The sequence below is a fragment of the Streptomyces sp. MBT65 genome (assembly GCF_016612545.1).
In the GTDB taxonomy this organism is placed as follows: Bacteria; Actinomycetota; Actinomycetes; order Streptomycetales; family Streptomycetaceae; genus Streptomyces.
This window is the reverse complement of record NZ_JAENRY010000018.1, coordinates 1-20,608: the sequence shown is the minus strand read 5'-3', so window position 1 is coordinate 20,608 and position 20,608 is coordinate 1. Positions and strand designations below refer to the sequence as shown.

The window sequence follows — 20,608 nt, the reverse complement described above, 5'->3', positions numbered from 1 at the left end:
GGATCGAATGCTGAGGGGATGGGTCCTGGCCTAGGAGCCCCCGCCCCCCGGCGAGACAAGTCCCGTCTCATACGCGAGGACCACGGCCTGGACGCGGTCGCGCAGGTTCAGCTTGGACAGGATGCGGCCGATGTGGGTCTTGATGGTGGTGGGGCTGAGGAGCAGGCGGTCCGCGAGTTCGGCGTTGCTCAGGCCCGTCGCGAGCAGGCGGAGGACCTCCAGTTCGCGCGGGGTCAGGCCGGACAGGTCGCGGTGGAGACCGGTCGGCCGGTCCTCCTCGCGCTGGGCGAAGCGTTCGATCAGCCGGCGGGTGATCGCGGGGGCGAGCAGCGCGTCGCCGGACTGCACCAGGCGTATGGCGGCGACGAGATGCTCGGGGCTGACGTCCTTGAGCAGGAAGCCGCTGGCGCCGGCGGTGAGCGCGGCGTAGACGTAGTGGTCGAGGTCGTAGGTGGTCAGGATGATGACCCTGGTGCCGTCCGGGCCGTCGGCGAGGATCCGTCTGGTCGCTTCGATGCCGTCCATCCGCGGCATCCGGATGTCCATGAGCACGACGTCGGGCCGGGTGCGCCGGACCGCGGCGAGCGCCTCCGCTCCGTCGGCCGCCTCGGCCGTCACCTCGATGCCGTCCGCGGCGAGGATCATGGCGAAGCCGGTGCGTACGAGGGCCTGGTCGTCGGCGATGACGGCGCGCAGCGCCGGCCGGTTCACGCCGTCCGCCGCGGGACCCGGGCCTTGATCCGGTAGCCGCCGGCGAGGGTCGGACCGGCCGTCAGTTCACCGCCGTAGACCGCCAGTCGTTCCCGCAGCCCGATCAGTCCGCGGCCGTTGCCGTCCGCCCGAGGGGCGTCGCGGGTGGCTCCGGTGTCGGTGATCTCTATCTCCAGGACGTCTCCGGTGTATCCGACGGTGACGGAGGCATCGGCGCCGGGCGCGTGTTTGATGGTGTTGGTCAGTGCCTCCTGTACGACGCGGTAGGCCGCGAGGTCCACCCCGGGCGGCAGCGGGTCGGGCGGCAGCGACATCGCGACACCGACCGGTGTCCCGGCTCCACGTACCCGCTCGATCAGGGCGTCGAGCTGCCCGAGGCCGGGCTGCGGTTCGAGGCCGTCGGCGGGGCTGTCGGGGCGGCCGGTGTCCGGGGCGGCCAACAGGCCCATCACATGGCGCAGTTCGGCCATCGTGGCCCGGCCTCCGGCCTCCACCGCCAGCAGGGCCTCCTTGGACCGCTCCGGCGCCGCGTCCATCACCTTGCGTGCCGCGCCCGCCTGGATGACCATCACGCTCACATTGTGGGTGACGACGTCGTGCAGTTCGGCGGCGATCCGGGCCCGCTCCTCCTCGACGGCCCGGCGCATGCTCTCCTCCTGTTCCTGCTGGAGCCGGGTGTACCGGTCCCGGCTGGCCGCCAGCCGCCGCTGCCAGAAGCGGACGGTGCTGGCCAGCACCCCGGCGACCAGCAGCACGACCGCCGGGCTCGACCAGCCGGGGAACACCGGATCCGTGTTACGGAACGCGAGGCCGGCCAGCACGGCGGCGACGACGAGACCGGCCGTCGCCCGCGCCCGGTGACGGCTGTACATGGTGGCGCTGTAGGCACCGATGACGCAGGTCAGCACGTTGATCCAGGAGGCGTCGCCGCCGATGACCACCGCCGCGCCCAGCACCACCCCGAACGTGGCGAGCGGATATCTGCGCCGGGCCGCCAGCGGCAGCGCGGACAGGACGACCAACGGCCAGGCCGGGGCGGAGGGTTCGCTCTCCATGACCCGCGGGCCCGGTACGGGAGGCGTGGGCGGGCGCGGGACCGTCAACCCGTCCCGGGCGTACCCGGACTCGACCTTCGAGCTGATCCGAACCGGCCCGTCACCGGGATAGCGCGACGCCACGAACAGCGCGAGAAGGGTCAGCACGACCGCCAGCACCACATCGGCGCGCACGGCCCGCCGCGACCGCGGGGCGTCCTCCGCCTCCGACCGCAGCGCGTCGCGCAGTTGCCGACGCCAGCCCTGCCACGCCTCCGTCTCCACCGGCTCATTGTGCGGTCCCCGCACCCCCTTCCGCGTCCTCCTGCGCGGCCAAGTCACCGTCCCTCAGGCGTACTTCGCAGGGATGAGGCCGCGGGTACCTCCTTCGCAGGGAGGCCCTGATGTCGGTGCCGCGGCCGACGCGCCCCACCGGGCCACGGCCCTACCTTCGCTGGGCCGGCACAGACATCTCCCTCTCGACCAACTCCCCTTCGACCAACTCCCTCTCGACCGCGAGGACGGACCACACCCATGACTCACGTGATCGAACTGGCGGGCGTGGCGAAGCGCTACGACAGCGCCGGCGCTCCCGCACTCGGACCGCTGGACGTCAGCGTCGCCCAGGGCGAGGCGCTCGCCGTGACCGGTCCCTCCGGCAGCGGCAAGTCCACGCTGCTGAACCTGGTCGCCGGCCTCGACAAGCCGACCGAAGGAGCCGTGACCGTGGCCGGGCAGCGGATCGACCGGCTGAGCGAGCACGCGCTGGCCCGGTTCCGCCGCGAACGGATCGGCATGGTCTTCCAGTTCTTCAATCTGCTCGACGACCTGACCGTCGCCGACAACATCCAGCTCCCCGCCCAACTGGCCGGGACCCCGCGGCGCAAGGCGGCGGCCCGCGCCGACGAGCTGATGGAACTGCTGGGCCTGACCAGACACGCCCGTGCCTACCCGGGCCGGCTGTCCGGCGGCGAGCGCCAGCGGGTCGCGGTCGCCCGGGCGCTGGTCAACCGGCCGGCGCTGCTGCTCGCCGACGAACCGACCGGCGCGCTCGACACCGCCTCGGGCCACGACGTACGGGAGCTGCTGCTGGAGCTGCACCGCGGCGGGCAGACCCTGGTGCTGGTCACGCACGACATGGCGCTGGCTCAGGCGTGTGCGAGCCGCACCGTTCAACTCGTCGACGGCCATGTCTCCCTCGACACGCGTGCGGAGGCCGTCCGATGAGCTTCTTCGACACGCATACGGAGGCCGTCCGATGAACCTCTACGGCACCGGCGCGCTCGGCCGGGTCGTACGTTCCGGGGTGGGCCGACGGCGGGTGCAGACGGTGGTGATCGCCGTGGCCACCATGATGGCGGTCGCCGCGGCCGTCATCGCCGGGTCGCTCATCGTCGCCTCGAACGCCCCCTTCGACCACGCCTTCGCCAAGCAGCACGGTCCGCACATCACCGCGCAGTTCGATCCGGCCAAGGTGAGTGCGGCACAACTGAAGGCGACGAGACGGCTGGACGGCGTCACCGCGAGCGCGGGGCCCTATCCGTCGACGACCATCAGCCCGGTCGATCCGGACGGCGGGCACCTGCCGGACCTGAGTCTGGTCGGGCGGTCCGGTCCGCACGCCGACGTGGACGACCTGGACCTCCAGTCCGGCCGGTGGGCCACGAAGCCGGGCGAGATCGTTCTCTCCGCGTCGTTCAAAGGCCCCTTCCTCGGGGTCGGTTCCACCCTGAAGGCCTCGGACGCCGCCGACAGCCCGACCCTGAAGATCGTCGGCTTCGCGGTGTCGGCCGCCGAGACCGCCGATGCCTGGGCGACCCCGGAACAGGTCGGTGCGCTGGCCTCGAAGGACACACCGGTCACACGGCAGATGCTCTACCGCTTCGACTCCGCGGGAACCAAGGCGCAGCTCTCCGCCGACCGCAAGAAGCTCACCGCCGCCGTACCGTCCGGGGCCCTGCTGGGCACCCAGTCCTACCTGGACACCAAGCGGGCCGCCGACACGGGCGCGGCGGCGACCATCCCGTTCATGGTGGCCTTCGGCGTGCTCGGCATCGTGATGTCCGTGATCATCATCAGCAGCGTGGTCAGCGGCGCGGTCGGCACCGGCCTGCGCAGGATCGGCATCCTCAAGGCCATCGGCTTCACCCCGCGCGAGGTCGTACGGGCCTATGTCGCCCAGGCTCTGATCCCGGCCGGCGCGGGTATCGCCCTCGGGGTCGTGCTCGGCAATGTGCTGGCCGTTCCCCTGCTGAAGGACACCGAGCAGGTCTACGGCAGCGCCTCGCTGACGGTGGCCTGGTGGGTGGACGTCGTCGTACCGGCCGGCACGCTGCTGATCGTCGGGATCGCGGCGCTGGTCCCCGCGCTGCGGGCCGGGCGGCTGCGCACGGTCGAGGCCATCGCGATCGGCCGGGCCCCCCGCACCGGGCGCGGCCAGTGGGCGCACCGGGCGGTCGGGCGGCTGCCGCTGCCGCGGGCGGTGACCTACGGACTCGCCAGTCCCTTCGCCCATCCGGTCCGTACGGCCGCGATGCTGCTCGCGGTGGCCTTCGGCACGGTCGCGGCGACCTTCGCGGTGGGGCTGACCTCGTCCCTGAACGCGGTCGGCACCGCGTCCGATCCCGAGGACCGCGCGGCGGTCACCGCCGTCGCCGGCGGGCAGACCGTTCCGGGCGGCGCCGGAGGCGGAGTCCGCCACCTGCACCCCGGGAAGGGAAGTGCCGGTCTTCCGTCCGCCGACCCGGCGAAGATCCGCGCCGCCATCGAGGCGCAGGCCGGCACGGCCTCGTACTACGGCATGGCCAAGGACGACGTCACCGTGGCGGGGATCTCCGGCTCGGTCCAGGCCACCCTCTACCAGGGCGATTCACGTCCCGGCAGCTACGAGATGATCTCCGGGCACTGGATCACCGGCGCGGGGCAGGCCGTCGTACCCACGAACTTCCTGGAACGGACCGACACCGAGATCGGCGACACGGTCCGGGTCACCCTCGGGAAGGACACCCAGGCCCTGAAGATCGTCGGCGAGGCCTTCGACACCTCGAACGACGGCCTGTCGATCCACGCGGACCTCGCGAGCTTCGCCGGGGCAGCGCCCCAGGCCTTCCAGATCGAGGTGAAGCCGGGTGTCTCCCCCGCCGCGTACGCCGCGAAGCTGCACGCGGTGGTGGAGCCGCTGGGCGGCGACGTCATCGCCAACTCCCCCTCGCAGCAGGAGAACATGATCCTCGTCCTGGACGCGATCGCGGTGCTGCTCACCCTCATGCTGGTCTCCGTGGCAGGCCTCGGTGTGCTCAACTCCGTCGTCCTCGACACCCGCGAACGGGTCCACGACCTGGGCGTCTGCAAGGCACTCGGTATGTCGCCGCGGCAGACCGTGAGCCTCGTACTCGCCTCGGTGGCCGGGATCGGCGTGCTCGGCGGACTGATCGGGGTACCGCTCGGGTTCGCTCTGCACGGCTTCGTACTGCCGGTGATGGGGCACGCGGCGGGCACCAATCTGCCGCCGTCGATCCTCGATGTGTACGACGCTCCCCAGCTGGTGCTGCTGGGGCTGGCCGGCGTCGCGATCGCCGTGCTGGGGGCGCTGCTTCCGGCGGGCTGGGCGGCCAGGGCCCGCACGGCGACGGCACTTCGCACGGAGTAGGCGGTCAGCGCGCGCACTGGCACTCGCCGGGACTGCCCTCCTGGTGAGTGCGGTCGGTCCTCCTCCCCGCACAGCGCCCGTTCCCGGGGTGTCCCTCGACAACCCGGGGCGCGGCCGCTCCTCCCCCGCGACCGCGAGCCGTCAGCACTGTCTGCCGCACCACTTTGTCGGCGCCGCTATCGCAAAGCGGACTGCTCAACCGTGTTATGAAATGGCATCGATTCCCTGCTGCCACATTTCATAGTTCCCACATTCCGCCGTGATCTCGGCCGCCGCCTGAGCCGCGCTGAAGAAGTCGTCGACCACGGGCGAGGTGTGCGATTCCGCCGCCGCGAGGCACACCTGGTCGGGAGCCAGATCCGGAATGGGCACATAGACGACATCCGGATGGGAATAGAAAACGGCCGCCGAACGGGCCAGGAACGAAATGCCCCGCCCGGCCGCGACATGCTCCAGCGTCTCGTCCACCCCGCGCACCACATATCCGGCGTTGGGGTGCGGGCGCCTGGTGGGCTGCGTGCTCGGGTCGGCGTGCCAGACCAGCGGTTCGCCGGCCAGCTCGGCCTCGGTGACCTCCTCCTTGCCGGCCAGCCGGTGGCCGGCGGGCAGCACCGCCACCCGCGGCTCGGTGTACAGCGGGGTGACGCGCAGGCCGGACTCGTCGATGGGCAGCCGCACATAGCCGACGTCGATGCGGCCGTCGAGCAGCATCGGGGCCTGCTCGTCCCCTTCGATCCGCCGCACGTCCACGATCACGTCCGGGTGCCGGGCCTCGAACGCCCGCGCCGCCGGGACGACCGGGATGCCGGCCCGGAAACCGACCGTCAGCCGCCGACTGCCGCGGGCGGCCACGGACGCCCGGCGGCGGACCGCGTGCGCGGAGGCGAGCAGCGGACCGGCGTCGGCCAGCAGTTGCCGGCCCGCGTCGGTGAGCGCCACGCCATGGCGATCCCTGGTGAACAGCGAGGCGCCGAGATCCTGCTCGAGCGCGCGGATCTGCCGGCTGAGCACCGGCTGCGCGATATGCAGCTCCTCAGCGGCGCGGCCGAAGTGCAAGCGGTCGGCCACGGCGACGAAGTACCGCAGTTTGCGCAGGTCCAGATCCATGGCGCCTCCCGGCCGGTGATGCCTCCAAGGTATCACCAGGGCCGAAATTGGTCTTGGACTTTCCACTCGGACCAATGGCAACCTGAATAGGTACCCAAGAGGGCCGGACCGAATTCGACACAAGAATTCGGCACAGGAATTCAGCACAGGAATTCGCCGGAATTGACGACATGACCGCCGACAACAACGACGAGTGGTCATGGCGTCCTCTTCAGCTTCAGAAAGCAGGAACACCAATGAGCGGCATCAGCATTGTCGGCCTGGGAAACATGGCCCGCGCCCTGGCCGGCCGGGCGCTCGCCGGCGGCAACGCCGTCGAGATCATCGGCCGCGACCCGGCCAAGGCCGAGGAACTGGCCGCCGCGCTCGACGGCGCCACTGTCGGGACGGCCGGCGCGGCCCCGGCCGGGGACATCGTGGTCCTCGCCGTGCCGTACGCCGGCGCGGCGGCGGTGGTCGGCGCGTACGGGGACGCACTGCGCGGCAAGATCATCGTCGACATCACCAACCCCGTCGCCCCCGATCTCACGGGCCTTGTCACCCCCGACGGCAGCTCCGGCGCGGAGGAGATCGCCAAGGCCGCCCCCGCCGACACTCATGTCGTCAAGGCGTTCAACACCCTGTTCTCCCATGTGCTGGCCGCCGGCTCGGCCGAGGGCCGTCCCCTGGACGTGTTCATCGCGGGCGACGACCCCGAGGCGAAGGCGCGCGTGTCGGCGTTCGTCGAGAGCCTGGGACTGCGCCCGTTGGACACCGGGCGGCTGGCCATGGCGCGGGCGCTGGAGAACGCCGGCCTGCTGGAGCTGGGCCTCGTCGCCCACTCCGTCAAGCACACCGACTTCTCCCTCGGCGTCAGCCTTCTCGGCTGACCGCACCGCACCCCCACCACCACTTCTCGCGCCACACCATTCACAAGGAGCAGTAGCGTGCGCGTTTTCGTCACCGGCGGGACCGGTCATTCCGGTTCGTACATCATCCCCGAGCTCATCGCCGCCGGACACGAGGTCACCGGTCTGGCCCGGTCGGACACGGCCGCGGCGGCGGTGTCCGCGCTCGGCGCGAAGGTGCGCCGCGGCGGCCTGGAGGATCTCGACGGGCTCAAGGAGGCGGCCGCGGACTCCGACGGCGTCATCCATGTCGCGCACCGGCAGGACCTGCTTCCGTCCGGCGGGATCGACGCCGTGGCCGCCGCGGAGCTCCCGATCATGCTCGCGTACGGCGAGGCACTGGCGGGAACCGGAAAGCCGCTGGTCGCGGCCGGGAGCATAGGCTCGCCCGGGAACCTGGGCCGGCCGGCCACCGAGGAGGACCCGGCCCTTCCCGGCGGCGACGAGCACAGGGGCACCCTGCGGGTTCGCAACGTCGTGGAAACCACCGTGGTCGGCCTCGCCGAACAGGGAGTGCGGTCCTCCGTCGTGCGGATCGCCAACATCGCGCACAGCACGACCGATCGCGCCGGCTTCCTCGTACAGCTGATCGCGCTCGCGAAGGAGAAGGGCTACGTCGGCTACCCCGGCGACGGCGCGAACCTGTGGAACGCCGTGCACGCCCGCGACGCCGCCTCCTTGTTCCGCCTGGCGCTGGAGAAGGGGCCGGCCGGCAGGTACTGGCACGCGGTCGGGGACGGGGCCGTCCCGCTCCGCGTGATCGCCGAGGCCATCGGCAGCCGCCTGGGCCTGCCCGTCGTGAGCGTTCCGGCGGACGTGCTGATGGTGCCGGGCTACTTCGGGTTCCTCGCGAACATCGTCACGCAGAGCTACCCGGCGTCCAACCTCGTCACCCGCCGGACCCTCGGCTGGGAACCCGCTCAGCCCGGCCTGCTCGCCGATCTGGACAACGGCCATTATTTCCCGGCCGGTTGACGGCATGGACGCCATCCGCGCGGCACGGGCCACCGCGACGCGGTGTCCGTAGGTCGCCGCGATCCGGATCGGCCATCACGATGGAGCTGGGTTCAGGGCGTGTCGTGCGCCGCGAGGAAGGACCGGAGGTGGCCGAGGGTCTCCTCCGGTGCCTCCTCGGGGACGTAGTGGTCGCAGGGCAGCCCCGCACCCGTGACGTCGTCGGCGTACCCGGACCAGACGGCCGGGACGTCGTAGTGGCGGCCGACGAAGCTGTGCTCGCCCCAGAGCGCGAGCAGCGGCTGGGTGAGTCGGCGTCCGGCCGTCGCGTCCTCCTCGTCGTGGACGAGGTCGATGGAGCCGGCCGCGCGGTAGTCCTCGCAGGAGGCGTGGATCGCGGCCGGGTCGGAGAAGCAGCGCACGTACTCGGCCTGCGCGTCCGGGTGGAAGGGGGTGCCGCCGTGGTGGCGGGCGCCCATCCGGGCCCGGATCCAGAACTCCGGGTCGGCGCCGATCAGATGCTCGGGGATGCCGTTCCCCGCCGTCAGGAAGAACCAGTGGTAGTAGCCGCGCCCGAAGTCGGCGTCGGCGTGCAGATAGGCGTGCCGGGTCGGCACGATGTCCAGGACCGCCAGCGCGGAGACCGCCCGCGGACGGTCGAGGGCCAGGCGGTGGGCGACCCGGCCGCCCCGGTCGTGCCCGGCCACCGCGAACCGCTCGAAGCCCAGCTCCCGCATGACCAGCAGCTGGTCACGGGCCATGGCCCGCTTGGCGTACGGGGTGTGCCCGGCGTCCGACGGCGGCTTGTCGCTGTCGCCGTAGCCGCGCAGGTCGGTGAGGACCACGGTGTGGGTCTCGGCCAGGCGCGGGGCGATGTGGTGCCAGATGGCGTGGGTCTGGGGGTAGCCGTGCAGCAGCAGGACCGGTGGTCCCTGCCCGGCCGTCCGCACGTGGATACGGACACCGTCCGCGTCGACGGTGTGCCGGGCGAAGGCTGCGAGCAGCGGACTCTTCATGGTCCGATCCCAGCAGGGCCCGGGCGGCCCGTCCAAGACCCGTGGCCGACAATGCAGATAGGCGTGGCCTATCGACGGTTCTTCCACGTACGGGTGAGGGAAGGCGCAACGCACCATGGACGTCCGGCAGTTGGAGTACTTCCTCGCGGTGGTCGACCACGGCGGCTTCAACCGTGCGGCGACCGCGCTCTACCTCTCCCAGCCCTCGCTCTCCCAGGCGATCCGGGCCTTGGAACGGGACCTCGGCAGCGACCTCTTCGACCGCGTCGGCCGCAGGGTCGTCCTCACCGATGCCGGTACGGCGCTCATCGAACCGGCCCGCGCGGCGGTCCGCGGCCTCGAACTGGCGCGGGCGAGCGTCGAGTCGGTGCACGGGCTGCGCACCGGCCGGGTGCGGATCGCGGCCATGCCGTCCCAGGCCCTCGCCCCGCTCACCGGGATGATCAGCCGCTTCCACCGGGCCCATCCGGGTGTGTCGGTGACCGTACGGGCCGCGTTCACCGCCCGGGACGTGATCGAGATGGTGCGCACCGGCGTCACGGAGCTGGGCCTGCTGGCCTCCCCGGACCCGGTCCCGGACACGGAGGTCCGCACCCACCCGCTCCCGGAGCAGCGGTTCGTGCTGCTCGCGCCGCCGGACGGCCCCTTCGCCCCGGGCACGACCGCGGTGGACCGGAAGGACCTCGCCGGGCACCGGCTGATCGTCGGGCAGCAGGGCACCGGGATGCGCCGGTACGTCGACGACCTGATCGCCGAGGGCGTGGCGGTGACCCTCGCGGTCGAGACCGAGCACCGGGTGGCGATCCTCCCGCTGGTCCTCGCGGGCGCGGGCCTCGCCGTGGTCACCGACGCCTGGCGGGAGCCGGCCCTGCGGACGGGCGTCCGGGTACTGGACCTGGAGCCGCGCACGACCCTGCGGGTGACCCTGGTCGCCCGGCACGGCACGACGACCCCGGCGGCGCGCGCGTTCCTGCGCACGGCACTGCCGGAGGACGCCGACACCGCCGTAGAACCGCCTTCATAAGCACTGCTCATAAGCACTGTTCATAAGCACGGCCTATAAGGCACATGGGCAGTCGGTCTTGGACGGGGCGGACGGACCGTTGCTGCAATCGCTGCCATGTCTCCCTTCAAGAAGCACCGCATCGCCCTGATCCCCGGTGACGGCATCGGCGCCGAGGTCGTGCCCGCGGCCCGTCGGGTGCTGGACGTCGTTGCCGGCCGGCACGGGATCGCGTTCGCCTACGACACCTTCGACTGGTCCTGCGAGCGGTATCTCGCGGAGGGCTCGATGATGCCCGCGGACGGGCTGGACCTGATCCGCGGGCACGACGCGATCCTGCTCGGGGCGGTCGGCTACCCCGGGGTCCCGGACCATGTCTCGCTGTGGGGGCTGCTGATCCCCATCAGGCGCGGCTTCCAGCAGTACGTGAACCTGCGCCCGATCCGTGTCTTCGACGGCGTGCCCAGCCCGCTGCGCGAGGCCCGGCCGGGCGAGGTGGACTTCGTCGTCGTACGGGAGAACGTCGAGGGCGAGTACGGCGAGATCGGCGGGCGGCTGTACCGGGGGCTGCCGGAGGAGACGGCCGTGCAGGAGGCGGTGTTCACGCGCAAGGGCGTGACCCGGGTTGTGGATTACGCCTTCGAGCTGGCCGCCGGGCGGTCCGGGCGGCTGACCTCGGCGACGAAGTCCAACGGGATCGTGCACACGATGCCCTTCTGGGACGAACTCGTCGCCGAGCGCGCCGCCCTGCACCCGGGGGTGGCGTGGGACCAGGAGCACATCGACGCGCTGGCCGCGAAGTTCGTGCTCGATCCCGGGCGCTTCGACGTCGTCGTGGCGTCCAATCTCTTCGGTGACATCCTCAGCGACCTGGCGGCGGCGATCGCCGGCGGCATCGGCATCGCGCCCGCCGCCAACCTCAACCCCGAGCGGGACTTCCCCTCCATGTTCGAGCCGGTGCACGGCTCGGCCCCCGACATCGCCGGGCGCGGCATCGCCGACCCGCTCGGCGCGATCTGGTCCGCCGCGATGATGCTGGACCACCTCGGCCACCCGGAGGCGGCCGGCGCCGTCACCGACGCGATCGCCACGCTGCTGTCCACGACCCGGCTGCGCACCCCGGACCTCGGCGGCACGGCGACGACGGCCGAGTTCACGGCGGGGCTCGTCGACCTGCTGTGACCGGGATGTCACAGCGGCCCACTCTGCCCGGTCCATCTGGTGACGGACAACGAAGCAGAGGGAGTCATGCGACAGATCCTGATCGTCGGCGGCGGCTACGCGGGCTTCTACACCGCGTGGGGCCTGCAGAAGAAGCTGCGTCCGGGCGAGGCGCGGGTCACCGTCGTCGACCCGCGCCCGTACATGACCTATCAGCCGTTCCTGCCGGAGGTGGCGGCCGGTTCGGTGGAGGCACGGCACGCCGTCGTCTCGCTGCGCCGCCATCTGGGCCGTACCCGGCTGATCGCGGGGACCGTGACCGAGATCCGCGACGCGGACCGTACGGTGACCGTCCGCCCGGTGCGCGGAGACGCCTATGAGCTGCGCTACGACATCCTCGTGGTCACCGCCGGTGCCGTGACCCGAACCTTCCCCGTCCCCGGCCTCGCGGAGCGGGCCATCGGTCTCAAGCACGTGGAGGAGGCCGTGGCGATCCGGGACCGGCTGATGACCGCGTTCGACCAGGCCGCGTCGCTGCCGCCCGGCCCCGAGCGGCGCAAGCTGCTCACCGTCACGTTCGTCGGAGGCGGGTTCTCCGGCGTCGAGGGCTTCGGCGAACTGCTGTCGCTGGCGGCCGCGATGCTCAGGTCCTATCCCGAACTGGCCCCGGACGACCTCTCCTTCCACCTCGTCGAGGCCCGCGGCCGCATCCTGCCCGAGGTGAGCGACAAGCCGGGCGCGTGGGTGGTGCGCCATCTGGAACGCCGTGGCGCGCACGTCCACCTCAACACACAGCTGCTGTCCGCCGAAGACGGCCATGTCGTCCTCTCCGACGGCCAGGAGTACGACTCCACCCTGATCGTCTGGGCCGCGGGCAACGCCTCGAACCCGGTCGTGCACAACCACACCGACCTGCCGGTCGACGAGCGCGGCCTGCTCCTGGTCCGCCCCGACCTGCGGGTGGGCACGGACGGCGCACCGGTGCCGGACGTGTGGGCGGCCGGGGACGACGCGACCATCCCGGACCTGGCCTCGCCCCTGCCGGGCGCCCGCACGGTACCGAACGCCCAGCACGCCGTACGGCAGGGCAGGCTCCTCGCGAAGAACCTCGTGGCCGATCTGCGCGGGCGGCGCGTGCGGACCTACCGCCACAGCAGCCTGGGCGTGGTGGCGACGCTGGGCCTGGGGCGGGGCATCTTCCAGTACAAGGGCATCGTCATCAAGGGCTTCCCGGCCTGGCTGATGCACCGGGGCTATCACGTGCTGGCGGTGCCCAGCTGGGAGCGGAAGATCCGCGTCCTGGCGGTCTGGCTCACGGCCGCCCTGACCGGCCGTGACCTCGTCTCCCTCGCCTCCGTACAGCACCCGCGGGACGCCTTCGTCACGAACGGGCGCGCGCAGGGCCCGGTCGCCGACCGGACGAGGAGGCCCACCTGACTCGACGGGCAGCGACACGTCGCCCGCATGGTGACCGACCACACCGTCGTGCCACTGCGGTGCGGGGGCGCGGCGACCGCATGTCACACATGCGGCGCTCCCCCGGTCTTAAAGGCAGGGCGGCACCGCCTTACAGGCAGCACCGCGCTTTTCCTTGACCGTCGAACGGGGTGACCATGCAGGATCTCGAAGGGGACCAACAGGCCGTACGGACAAAGGGCGAGAGAGTGGCCGAGTGGGCCGACGGACGTCTGGGTGTCCGCCGCCTGATCCGCGGCGGAACGCGACGGGTCTTCCCGGACCACTGGTCGTTCCTGCTGGGGGAGATCTGCCTCTACAGCTTCGTCATCCTCGTCGTCACGGGCGTGTATCTGACCTTCTACTTCCATCCGTCGATGAACGAGGTGCGGTACGACGGCAGTTACGCACCGCTGCGCGGCCAGCTGATGTCGGAGGCGTTCGCCTCGACCCTGCGCATCTCCTTCGACGTCCGCGGCGGTCTGCTGATCCGGCAGGCCCACCACTGGTCGGCGCTGATCTTCGTGGCCTCCCTGCTCGCGCACATGATGCGGGTGTTCTTCACCGGCGCCTTCCGCAAGCCGCGCGAGGTCAACTGGCTCTTCGGATTCCTGCTGTTGGTCCTCGCCATGTTCGCGGGACTCACGGGTTACGACCTCCCGGACGACCTGCTCTCCGGCACCGGCCTCGCCGTCGTGAACGGAACGATCCTGTCCATCCCGATCGTCGGGACGTACGTGTCGATGTTCCTCTTCGGCGGCGAGTTCCCGGGCCACGATCTGGTGGCGCGCTTCAACACCATCCATGTGCTGATCATCCCCGCCCTCATGGTGGGACTCCTGATCGCGCATCTGGCCCTGGTGCTCGCCCACGGGCACACCCAGTACCCGGGCCGCGGACGCACCAACACCAACATCGTGGGTGTGTCCGCCAAGGTACGGGCCGTCAAGTCCGCCGGATACTTCCTGCTGGTGACCGGCGCCGTCCTCGTCGTCGCGGCGGTCGCGCAGATCAACCCCGTCTGGCAATACGGGCCTTACCGTGCCGACCAGGTCTCGGCGGGCTCGCAGCCCGACTGGTACATGGGCGTGGCGGACGGACTGCTGCGGGTGATGCCGGGCTGGGAGATCACCTTCTGGGGGCACACCCTCGCGCTCGACAATCTGATCCCGCTGAGCGCGGGCGTCGGTTTCTTCCTCGCCCTCGGCGTGTATCCGTTCATCGAGTCCTGGGTGACCCGGGACGCACGCGAGCAGAACCTGCTGGACCGACCCCGAAATCGCCCGGTACGCACGGCACTTGGCGTCGCGTGGCTCAGTTTCTACGCGGTGGCCCTGATCGGCGCCGGGAACGACATCATCGCCGTCCGTCTCCATATGTCGGTCGAGTCGGTGACATGGGCCGTCCGCATCGGTCTGTTCGTCGTGCCCGTCGCGGCGTACTCCGTAACCAGGCGATGGGCACTGGGACTTCAGCGCGCCGACCGCGAAAAGGTACTGCACGGACGCGAGACCGGCATCGTCAAACGCCTGCCCGACGGAGAGTTCGTCGAGGTCCACGAGCCGCTCGACCGGGAGCAGTTGCACCTGCTCACCCAGCACGAGCAGTACCGCCCGATCGAGTCCGGCCCCCGGAATCTGCGCGCCCGGCTCAGCGAGCGCCTCTACGGCGAGAACGCGCAGATCACCAAACCGACGGCGCGGGAGTTCGAGCACAAGGAAATACCGGCCGAAGAACTGCAGCGATGACCAAACCCGTTGCGGAGAAGGGCAGTTGAGCACCTGTCGACAGATGAGGAGAGGAACAGCCTTGGACGTCTACGAGGCGGTCATGAGCCGGCGCGCGGCACGCGGGTTCACCGACCGGGAGGTCCCGAGGGACGTGCTGGAGCGCGTGCTGTCCGCCGCGGCCTGGGCGCCGTCCGGCTCGAACATCCAGCCGTGGCGCGCGTACGTGGTGAGCGGCGAACCGCTGGCCGAGATCAAGAAACGCGCCGGCGAACGCCTGGCCACGGGCGACCCCTGGGACGAGCCGGAGTACGAGCAGTACCCGCCGACGCTCAAGTCGCCCTACCGCGAGCGCCGTTCCGCCTTCGGAGAGCAGCACTACGGCGCGCTCGGCATCCCGCGCGAGGACATCGAGGCGCGCCAGCGGGCCGCCTCCGCGAACTGGGACTGCTTCGGTGCGCCGACCGCCCTGTTCTGCTACATCGACCGCGATCTGGGCCCGGCCCAGTGGTCCGACACCGGCATGTTCCTGCAGACCGTCATGCTGTTGCTGCGCGCCGAAGGGCTGCACAGTTGCCCGCAGATGGCCTGGGCGAAGTTCCGCGGGAGCGTCACGGAGATCCTGTCGCCCCCGGACGAACTCACGCTCTTCTGCGGCATGTCGATCGGATACGAGGACGTCACGGTCGACCATCCCCGTACGGGCAGGGCTCCCCTCGCGGAGACGGTCACGTTCGTCGAGGGATGAGACAGCGCGGGTGGCCCTTTCGAAGGAAAGGGCCACCCGGAGTGAACGGTCTCTACTTACTGATCCCTACTTCTGCCGCGAAAGCCAGTCGGCGAACCGCGTCCCGGCGATCTGCGCGCCCGGCCCCGGCAGGAGCGTGTCCTCCTCCAACTCGGCGCCCCAGTACGTCGCTTGGGGGTCGGTGACGATCTTGCGGGGGTCGTCCTGCGCGCTGAGTCCCATGCGGATGAACTCCTCCAGCTGGAACGCCTCGGGACCGGCGACCTCCACCACGCCGCCCACCGGGTCCCCAACGGCGGCGCGGACGACGGCCGCGGCCACGTCGTCGGAGACGATGGGCTGGATCTTCGCGTCGGGCAGGTGCACGGTGTCGCCCACGGTGACCCCGTCGGCGAGTCCCTTCGCGAACTCGAAGAACTGGGTGGCGTGGACGATGGTGTAGGGGTTGCCGGACGCCTTGATCAGGTCTTCCTGGGCCTGCTTGGCGCGGAAGTACCCGCTCCCCAGGAGGCGTTCGGTGCCGACCACGGACAGCGCCACGTGGTGCGCGACGCCCGCCTCGGTCTCCGCCTTCAGCAGATTCGTCGTAGAGGCGCGGAAGAAGTCCATGACCGCCTGGTCCTCGAACGAGGGCGAGTTCGACACGTCGACCACCACCGACGCCCCCTCCAGGACCTCGGCCAGTCCCTCGCCCGTCAGCGTGTTCACGCCGGTGCTGGGCGCCGCCGCGACCGCCTCGTGCCCGAGCTCCCCGAGCCCGGCGACCACCTTCGAGCCGATGAGCCCGGTGCCACCGATCACTACGACCTTCATGACGGATTTCCTTTCGGGTTTCACTGATGCCTGCACCAGCTGGCGCCTGCACCACTGAAGACCGGGCACGGGCTCCGTCTGTGACACCTCCTGTTCGACAGCCGGCCCCTCCGGTGCGTTGTGACAGCTCAGGACGTGGCGCCGCCGTCCAGGGAGGCCACGTACGGTGCCAGCTTCTCCGGGTTCATGACCCACATGGCCCGCTCGATGCCGCGCTCCGAGATGTCGAGGGTGAGCAGCAGCACCGGTGTCCCCTCGGCCGTGACGAGGGCGGCCGGTCCGCCGTTGGCCTCGACCCAGTGGATCTCCTTGCCCGGCCAGAAGCGCGGCGCGAAGGCGGCCAGGTAGCGGGAGACGTGCACCAGGCCGACGACCGGGATCCTGGACGCCCCGCGCAGTCCGTTCCCGTCGGTGTAGCTGACCACGTCCTGGGCGAGGATGCCTTCGAGCACGGCCAGATCACCGGTCTGTGCGGCGGTGAGGAACACCTCCATCAGCCGTCGGTGCTCGGTGACGTCGACGGGCTTGTGGCGCTCCGACGCGAGGTGTCGGCGCGCCCGGCTCACCAACTGGCGCGTGTTGGTCTCGCTGGTCTCCAGCATGTCCGCGATCTGCTGGTACGGGTAGTCAAAGGCCTCCCGCAGCACATACGCGGCCCGCTCCACCGGGTTGAGCCGCTCCAGCAGGAGGAGCACCGCCGTGTCGAGCGCCTCGGCCCGCTCGGCGCCCAACTGCGGATCCGCGCGTGTGTCGACCGGCTCCGGCAGCCAGGGTCCGATGTACGACTCGCGGCGCACCCTGGCGGACTGGGCGACATTGAGCGCCAGCCGGGCGGTGACGGTGGCGAGGAACGCCTTGGGCTCACGGACCACGTCACGGTCGGTGCCCTGCCACCGCAGCCACGCGTCCTGGACCACGTCCTCGGCCTCCGTGGCACTGCCGAGCACGCGGTAGGCGATGCCGAAGAGCTGGGGACGCGCCGCCATGAACACGTCCGTCGCCTCGTCGAGGGAGTCCGTACCGTCCCCGATACCCATGCGTGCCGCCTTCGTTCCGACCCGGTTCGCGCAAGCGTCTGCGCGGCCCGGCGGCGCAGGTCACGGCGCTGCGGGCGGTACGGCCGCGACGGGCGACGGGTCAGGTGCCGGTCCCCGCCCGGTGAACGGCGGCCGCACGGTCGACGTCGAGTTCGGCGACCAGGCCGCGCACGATGGGGCCGTACTGCGGGTGGGCGAGCGCGAAGGCCATCTGGGCGACCAGGTAGTCGGCCGGGTTGCCGGTGTCGTACCAGCGGCCCTGGATGACCTGCCCGTACACCGCGCGGGAGGCGGCGTAGGCGTTGATGGCGTCGGTCAGATAGACCTCGCCGGTCCTGAGCTCGTACCAGCGGCGGGTCTGCTCGCGCAGTTCGTCGATGATCCCGGGCGTGACGACATAGCCGCCGATCGCCGCGTACGCCGAGGGCGCGGCGGCGGGCTCGGGCTTCTCGACCAGGCCGGTGATGCGCAGTTGACCGTCCCCGAGGTCTTCCTTGACCACGGGCACGCCGTAGCGCTGGGAGTCGACGGGGTCCATCGGCATGAGGGCCAGCACCGGGCAGCCGGTCTGCTCGTAGGCGCGGATCAGCTGCTGGGCCCGCGGGACCTCGGCCACGAAGACGTCGTCGGGCCACAGCACGAGCACCGGCTCGTCGCCGAAGGAACGGGCCGCGTTCAGTACGGGGGTGCCGTTGCCGTAGGGACCGTACTGGTCGAGGTAGGTGATGTGCCCCTGCCGGGCCAGCTCCGCGACCTCCTCCACGGCGTCCGCGTAGGCCGTCTTGCCGTCCTCGCGGAGTTGCTCGACGAGGGCGGGGTTGGGGCGGAAGTGCTCCTGGATCAGGGACTTGCCGCCCGAGACGACGATGGTGATGTCGGTGATGCCGGAGTCCACCAGCTCGCGGACGGTGTGCTCGATGACCGGCTTGTCACCGACCGGCAGCATCTCCTTCGGCGTCGCCTTCGTCAGGGGCAGCAGCCGGGAGCCGAGCCCGGCGGCGGGAATCACGGCCCTGCGAATGGTTGGGGACATCACGTCTCTCTCCGGTCGGGTGCGGCGGCCTTCACACTTTCATGAAGCGAGGCCGGTTCACCCGCCGTCGCCGGAGTCGGTGACCTGGGCGCTCTTCAGGCAGTGGTTCGGGGACGGGAGCCGGGAATCGGGAATCGGGTGACGGTTCAGACCGTGCGGCGGCGGATCCACACGACGCACACCCCCGCCAGCGCCCCCGCCGCCAGCAGGCACAGGCCCGTCTCCGCCCACTGCAAGGGCCACAGGTGGGACGACGGATGGAACTCCGCCCAGCGGCCCGTCCTGCCGTGCCGGACAAGGCACTTCGTGTAGTCGTCGACCGCGTAGCAACCCGGCGGATCGGACACCTTGCGGCCGGCCGCGTCGACCGCGCCCTCGGCGAGGACCCACGCGTTCGACGGGGCCGCCGAGTCCGTCGTGTGCTGGACCGTGGCGAGGGTGGTGGGCAGCAGATGGGCGCGGACCTGCTCCAGCAGGTACATCGCGGCCGCGCTCAGCACCACGGTCGCGCCCATCGCCAGGACGGTGCGGCGCAGGATCAGGCCCGCGGTCACGCCGATGAGCAGGGACAGCACCGAGAGACCGACCACGACGGGGCCGACACCGTCGTACGGATACCACTGCCACCAGGGGAACCAGCCGCCCAGCAGGGAGCCCGCCGGCCGCCACCACCAGGTCGTCGCGGCGGCGATCGTGCCGCTGATCAGTACCGTCAGAGTCACCGGGAGGAGCAGTTTGGCCGCGAACCAGCGCAGCCGGGTGACGGACTGCGTGCACACGGTCCGGTAGGTGCCGGACTCCCACTCCTGGGCCAGTTGGGGACCGCCGAGGAAGAGGCCGAAGACCAACGCAGCGCCGGCATGGCCTGGAGCGGGCGGCGCATCGGGAACTGGTACCGCTGCGCGAAGGCGTTGAGCTTGTGGGAGCAGTCCCCGGCCGGGACGGTGGTGCCCCGACAGGCGTCGAGATGCCCCTGTGCGATGGCGGTCGTCATCTCCTGGTGGCGCACGATCGCGTACGCCGCCACGGCGACCGCCGCGCCGATACCGATCCAGAACGCCAGCCGGTTCTGCCGCCAGACCAGCCAGGTGAGCCCGCGCAGCCGCGGCACCGGTCTCAGACGTGGACGCGGCCCCGAACTCGTCGTACGCGAGGGGGTGTCGGTGGTCGGGGAACCGCTCATACCGTCACCTCGTGGTGTGCGCCGGCGCGTGCCGCGGGTGTGATCAGCGGGGGTGTGTCGGCTGTTCGCAGATGGGCCAGGAGCAGTTCCTCCAGGCTCGGCGGGGCGGGGTCGTGCTCCGCCGGGAGCGGGCCCCTCGGGCGGATCAGTGCCGTGGTGCGGCCGGCCGCGCTGCGGGGCTCGACCGTCGTCTGGCCGGGCAGTCTCACCAGCCGGTCCGCCTGCTCGTCGGGGGCGGAGACGGTCCGGTGCGCGCCGATGAGTTCGGCCACGTCGCCGGCGAGCCTGACCGTGCCACCGTCGATCAGCACCAGGAAATCGCAGGCTCCCTCCAGTTCGGCGACCAGGTGGGAGGAGATCACGACGGTCGAACCGTGCCGGTCGGCCTCGGCCGGCAGCAGGTCCGTCAGCTCGCGCCGGACCAGCGGGTCGAGATCGGCCATGGGTTCGTCGAGCAGCAGCAGCCGGGGCCGTTTGCCCAGGGCCAGCGCGAAGGCCACCCGGGTGCGCTGGCCCTGGGCAAACGGCCCCGGCTGCTGCTGCTCGACGAACCCATGGCCGNCGTCGCCGTTCCGGCTGCCGGCCGGCCGGATCTGCGCGCTGGTCGGCCCGAACGGCGCCGGCAAGACGACCTTGCTGTCGCTGGCCGCCGGGCTGCTGGAACCGAGCACCGGCACCGTCCGGCAGCGCGCAGATCCGGCCGGCCGGCAGCCGGAACGGCGACGGCACCGGCCCGCGCCGACCGGAGTCCGCCGAGGCCCGCGTCCGACTGGACCGGCTGGGCGAACGGGAACGGGAGGTCGCCGTGGCCGTGGGCCAGGGCAAGACCAACGCGGAGATCGCGGCCGAGCTGTACATGAGCATGGCCACCGTCAAGGCCCACGTCTCGCACATCCTCACCAAGCTGGACCACACCAACCGGGTCCAGATCGCCCTGACCGTCCATTACGCGGGGCTGGTCTAGCCCCCGCACTTCCGCACTTCTCACCGGCGAAACCCAGAACTCGGCGACCACGCAGGGGTCGGACGCGGTGGTCCGCCGCAGAGCGATCCGCCCGCCCGCGTACGAGGACAACGCGCTCGCGCGCCG

The 20,608-nt window shown here is 71.3% G+C and carries 18 protein-coding genes and 2 pseudogenes; 11 read left to right on the top strand and 9 right to left on the bottom strand.

Annotated features, from left to right (window positions below; genetic code table 11):
- Positions 1-30 precede the first annotated feature (30 nt).
- Together JHN63_RS06815 and JHN63_RS06810 are read right to left on the bottom strand one after the other, a co-directional pair.
- Complete coding sequence (locus JHN63_RS06815) at positions 31-711, bottom strand: response regulator transcription factor (RefSeq protein WP_200677932.1); 681 nt, start codon at positions 709-711, stop codon at positions 31-33.
- On the bottom strand, positions 708-2,030 hold the full coding sequence (locus JHN63_RS06810; protein WP_200677931.1) for a sensor histidine kinase: 1,323 nt from the start codon (positions 2,028-2,030) through the stop codon (positions 708-710). The genes JHN63_RS06815 and JHN63_RS06810 overlap by 4 nt, the downstream gene beginning before the upstream one ends.
- Before the next feature lie 249 nt (positions 2,031-2,279).
- Between JHN63_RS06810 and JHN63_RS06805 the strand changes: the two genes are divergently transcribed.
- On the top strand, positions 2,280-2,972 hold the full coding sequence (locus tag JHN63_RS06805) for an ABC transporter ATP-binding protein (RefSeq protein WP_200677930.1): 693 nt from the start codon (positions 2,280-2,282) through the stop codon (positions 2,970-2,972).
- Between the two features lie 31 nt (positions 2,973-3,003).
- Positions 3,004-5,394, top strand: coding sequence for an ABC transporter permease (locus JHN63_RS06800; RefSeq protein WP_200677929.1), 2,391 nt, complete (start codon positions 3,004-3,006; stop codon positions 5,392-5,394).
- A gap of 204 nt (positions 5,395-5,598) precedes the next feature.
- Here the strand turns inward: JHN63_RS06800 and JHN63_RS06795 are convergent, their stop codons facing one another.
- On the bottom strand, positions 5,599-6,501 hold the full coding sequence (locus JHN63_RS06795) for a LysR family transcriptional regulator (RefSeq protein WP_200677928.1): 903 nt from the start codon (positions 6,499-6,501) through the stop codon (positions 5,599-5,601).
- 236 nt (positions 6,502-6,737) lie between these two features.
- Between JHN63_RS06795 and JHN63_RS06790 the strand changes: the two genes are divergently transcribed.
- Entirely contained in the window at positions 6,738-7,370 is a 633-nt protein-coding gene (locus tag JHN63_RS06790) for an NADPH-dependent F420 reductase (protein WP_200677927.1), read from the top strand.
- Between the two features lie 57 nt (positions 7,371-7,427).
- Positions 7,428-8,363: an SDR family oxidoreductase gene (locus tag JHN63_RS06785; protein WP_200677926.1), complete on the top strand. Its 936-nt coding sequence runs from the start codon at positions 7,428-7,430 to the stop codon at positions 8,361-8,363.
- A gap of 92 nt (positions 8,364-8,455) precedes the next feature.
- Here the strand turns inward: JHN63_RS06785 and JHN63_RS06780 are convergent, their stop codons facing one another.
- Positions 8,456-9,358: an alpha/beta fold hydrolase gene (locus JHN63_RS06780; RefSeq protein ID WP_200677925.1), complete on the bottom strand. Its 903-nt coding sequence runs from the start codon at positions 9,356-9,358 to the stop codon at positions 8,456-8,458.
- A 115-nt stretch (positions 9,359-9,473) separates the two neighbouring features.
- On the opposite strand from JHN63_RS06780, the gene JHN63_RS06775 reads away from it, so the two are divergent.
- The 5 genes from JHN63_RS06775 to JHN63_RS06755 all read left to right on the top strand — a co-directional run bounded on the left by JHN63_RS06775 (position 9,474) and on the right by JHN63_RS06755 (position 15,452).
- Positions 9,474-10,382, top strand: coding sequence for a LysR family transcriptional regulator (locus tag JHN63_RS06775; protein WP_200677923.1), 909 nt, complete (start codon positions 9,474-9,476; stop codon positions 10,380-10,382).
- Between the two features lie 96 nt (positions 10,383-10,478).
- A complete protein-coding gene (locus JHN63_RS06770) occupies positions 10,479-11,543 on the top strand; it encodes a tartrate dehydrogenase (RefSeq protein ID WP_200677921.1) in 1,065 nt (354 codons plus the stop codon).
- Positions 11,544-11,609: 66 nt separating this feature from the next.
- On the top strand, positions 11,610-12,959 hold the full coding sequence (locus tag JHN63_RS06765; RefSeq protein ID WP_200677919.1) for an NAD(P)/FAD-dependent oxidoreductase: 1,350 nt from the start codon (positions 11,610-11,612) through the stop codon (positions 12,957-12,959).
- A gap of 176 nt (positions 12,960-13,135) precedes the next feature.
- Positions 13,136-14,725 (top strand): cytochrome bc complex cytochrome b subunit, encoded by a 1,590-nt coding sequence (locus tag JHN63_RS06760; protein ID WP_200677917.1) that lies wholly within the window; start codon positions 13,136-13,138, stop codon positions 14,723-14,725.
- Between the two features lie 61 nt (positions 14,726-14,786).
- Positions 14,787-15,452: a nitroreductase gene (locus tag JHN63_RS06755; protein WP_200677915.1), complete on the top strand. Its 666-nt coding sequence runs from the start codon at positions 14,787-14,789 to the stop codon at positions 15,450-15,452.
- A gap of 66 nt (positions 15,453-15,518) precedes the next feature.
- On the opposite strand, the gene JHN63_RS06750 is transcribed toward JHN63_RS06755, so the two are convergent.
- From JHN63_RS06750 to JHN63_RS52460, 5 genes are all read right to left on the bottom strand, one after another.
- Positions 15,519-16,265: an SDR family oxidoreductase gene (locus JHN63_RS06750; RefSeq protein WP_200677913.1), complete on the bottom strand. Its 747-nt coding sequence runs from the start codon at positions 16,263-16,265 to the stop codon at positions 15,519-15,521.
- Between the two features lie 128 nt (positions 16,266-16,393).
- Positions 16,394-17,302, bottom strand: coding sequence for an RNA polymerase sigma-70 factor (locus tag JHN63_RS06745; protein WP_200677911.1), 909 nt, complete (start codon positions 17,300-17,302; stop codon positions 16,394-16,396).
- A 100-nt stretch (positions 17,303-17,402) separates the two neighbouring features.
- Positions 17,403-18,335 (bottom strand): UTP--glucose-1-phosphate uridylyltransferase, encoded by a 933-nt coding sequence (locus tag JHN63_RS06740; protein ID WP_200677909.1) that lies wholly within the window; start codon positions 18,333-18,335, stop codon positions 17,403-17,405.
- 146 nt (positions 18,336-18,481) lie between these two features.
- Complete coding sequence (locus JHN63_RS06735; RefSeq protein WP_234476228.1) at positions 18,482-19,183, bottom strand: ABC transporter permease; 702 nt, start codon at positions 19,181-19,183, stop codon at positions 18,482-18,484.
- 331 nt (positions 19,184-19,514) lie between these two features.
- Positions 19,515-20,018: a hypothetical protein gene (locus JHN63_RS52460; protein ID WP_234476227.1), complete on the bottom strand. Its 504-nt coding sequence runs from the start codon at positions 20,016-20,018 to the stop codon at positions 19,515-19,517.
- 76 nt (positions 20,019-20,094) lie between these two features.
- Between JHN63_RS52460 and JHN63_RS52455 the strand changes: the two are divergent.
- Both JHN63_RS52455 and JHN63_RS06725 read left to right on the top strand, forming a co-directional pair.
- Positions 20,095-20,202 (top strand): annotated as a pseudogene (locus JHN63_RS52455) (ATP-binding cassette domain-containing protein); the annotation flags it as partial.
- Between the two features lie 70 nt (positions 20,203-20,272).
- A pseudogene (locus JHN63_RS06725) lies at positions 20,273-20,482 on the top strand (response regulator transcription factor); the annotation flags it as partial.
- Positions 20,483-20,608: the final 126 nt, after the last annotated feature.

Excerpts from the sequence above, each read along its gene's own strand:
- JHN63_RS06805 (WP_200677930.1), top strand. The coding sequence starts at position 2,280 with ATGACTCACGTGATCGAACTGGCGGGCGTGGCGAAGCGCTACGACAGC.
- JHN63_RS06800 (WP_200677929.1), top strand. The coding sequence starts at position 3,004 with ATGAACCTCTACGGCACCGGCGCGCTCGGCCGGGTCGTACGTTCCGGG.
- JHN63_RS06795 (WP_200677928.1), bottom strand. The coding sequence starts at position 6,501 with ATGGATCTGGACCTGCGCAAACTGCGGTACTTCGTCGCCGTGGCCGAC.
- JHN63_RS06790 (WP_200677927.1), top strand. The coding sequence starts at position 6,738 with ATGAGCGGCATCAGCATTGTCGGCCTGGGAAACATGGCCCGCGCCCTG.
- JHN63_RS06780 (WP_200677925.1), bottom strand. The coding sequence starts at position 9,358 with ATGAAGAGTCCGCTGCTCGCAGCCTTCGCCCGGCACACCGTCGACGCG.
- JHN63_RS06775 (WP_200677923.1), top strand. The coding sequence starts at position 9,474 with ATGGACGTCCGGCAGTTGGAGTACTTCCTCGCGGTGGTCGACCACGGC.
- JHN63_RS06770 (WP_200677921.1), top strand. The coding sequence starts at position 10,479 with ATGTCTCCCTTCAAGAAGCACCGCATCGCCCTGATCCCCGGTGACGGC.
- JHN63_RS06765 (WP_200677919.1), top strand. The coding sequence starts at position 11,610 with ATGCGACAGATCCTGATCGTCGGCGGCGGCTACGCGGGCTTCTACACC.
- JHN63_RS06760 (WP_200677917.1), top strand. The coding sequence starts at position 13,136 with ATGCAGGATCTCGAAGGGGACCAACAGGCCGTACGGACAAAGGGCGAG.
- JHN63_RS06750 (WP_200677913.1), bottom strand. The coding sequence starts at position 16,265 with ATGAAGGTCGTAGTGATCGGTGGCACCGGGCTCATCGGCTCGAAGGTG.
- JHN63_RS06745 (WP_200677911.1), bottom strand. The coding sequence starts at position 17,302 with ATGGGTATCGGGGACGGTACGGACTCCCTCGACGAGGCGACGGACGTG.
- JHN63_RS06740 (WP_200677909.1), bottom strand. The coding sequence starts at position 18,335 with ATGTCCCCAACCATTCGCAGGGCCGTGATTCCCGCCGCCGGGCTCGGC.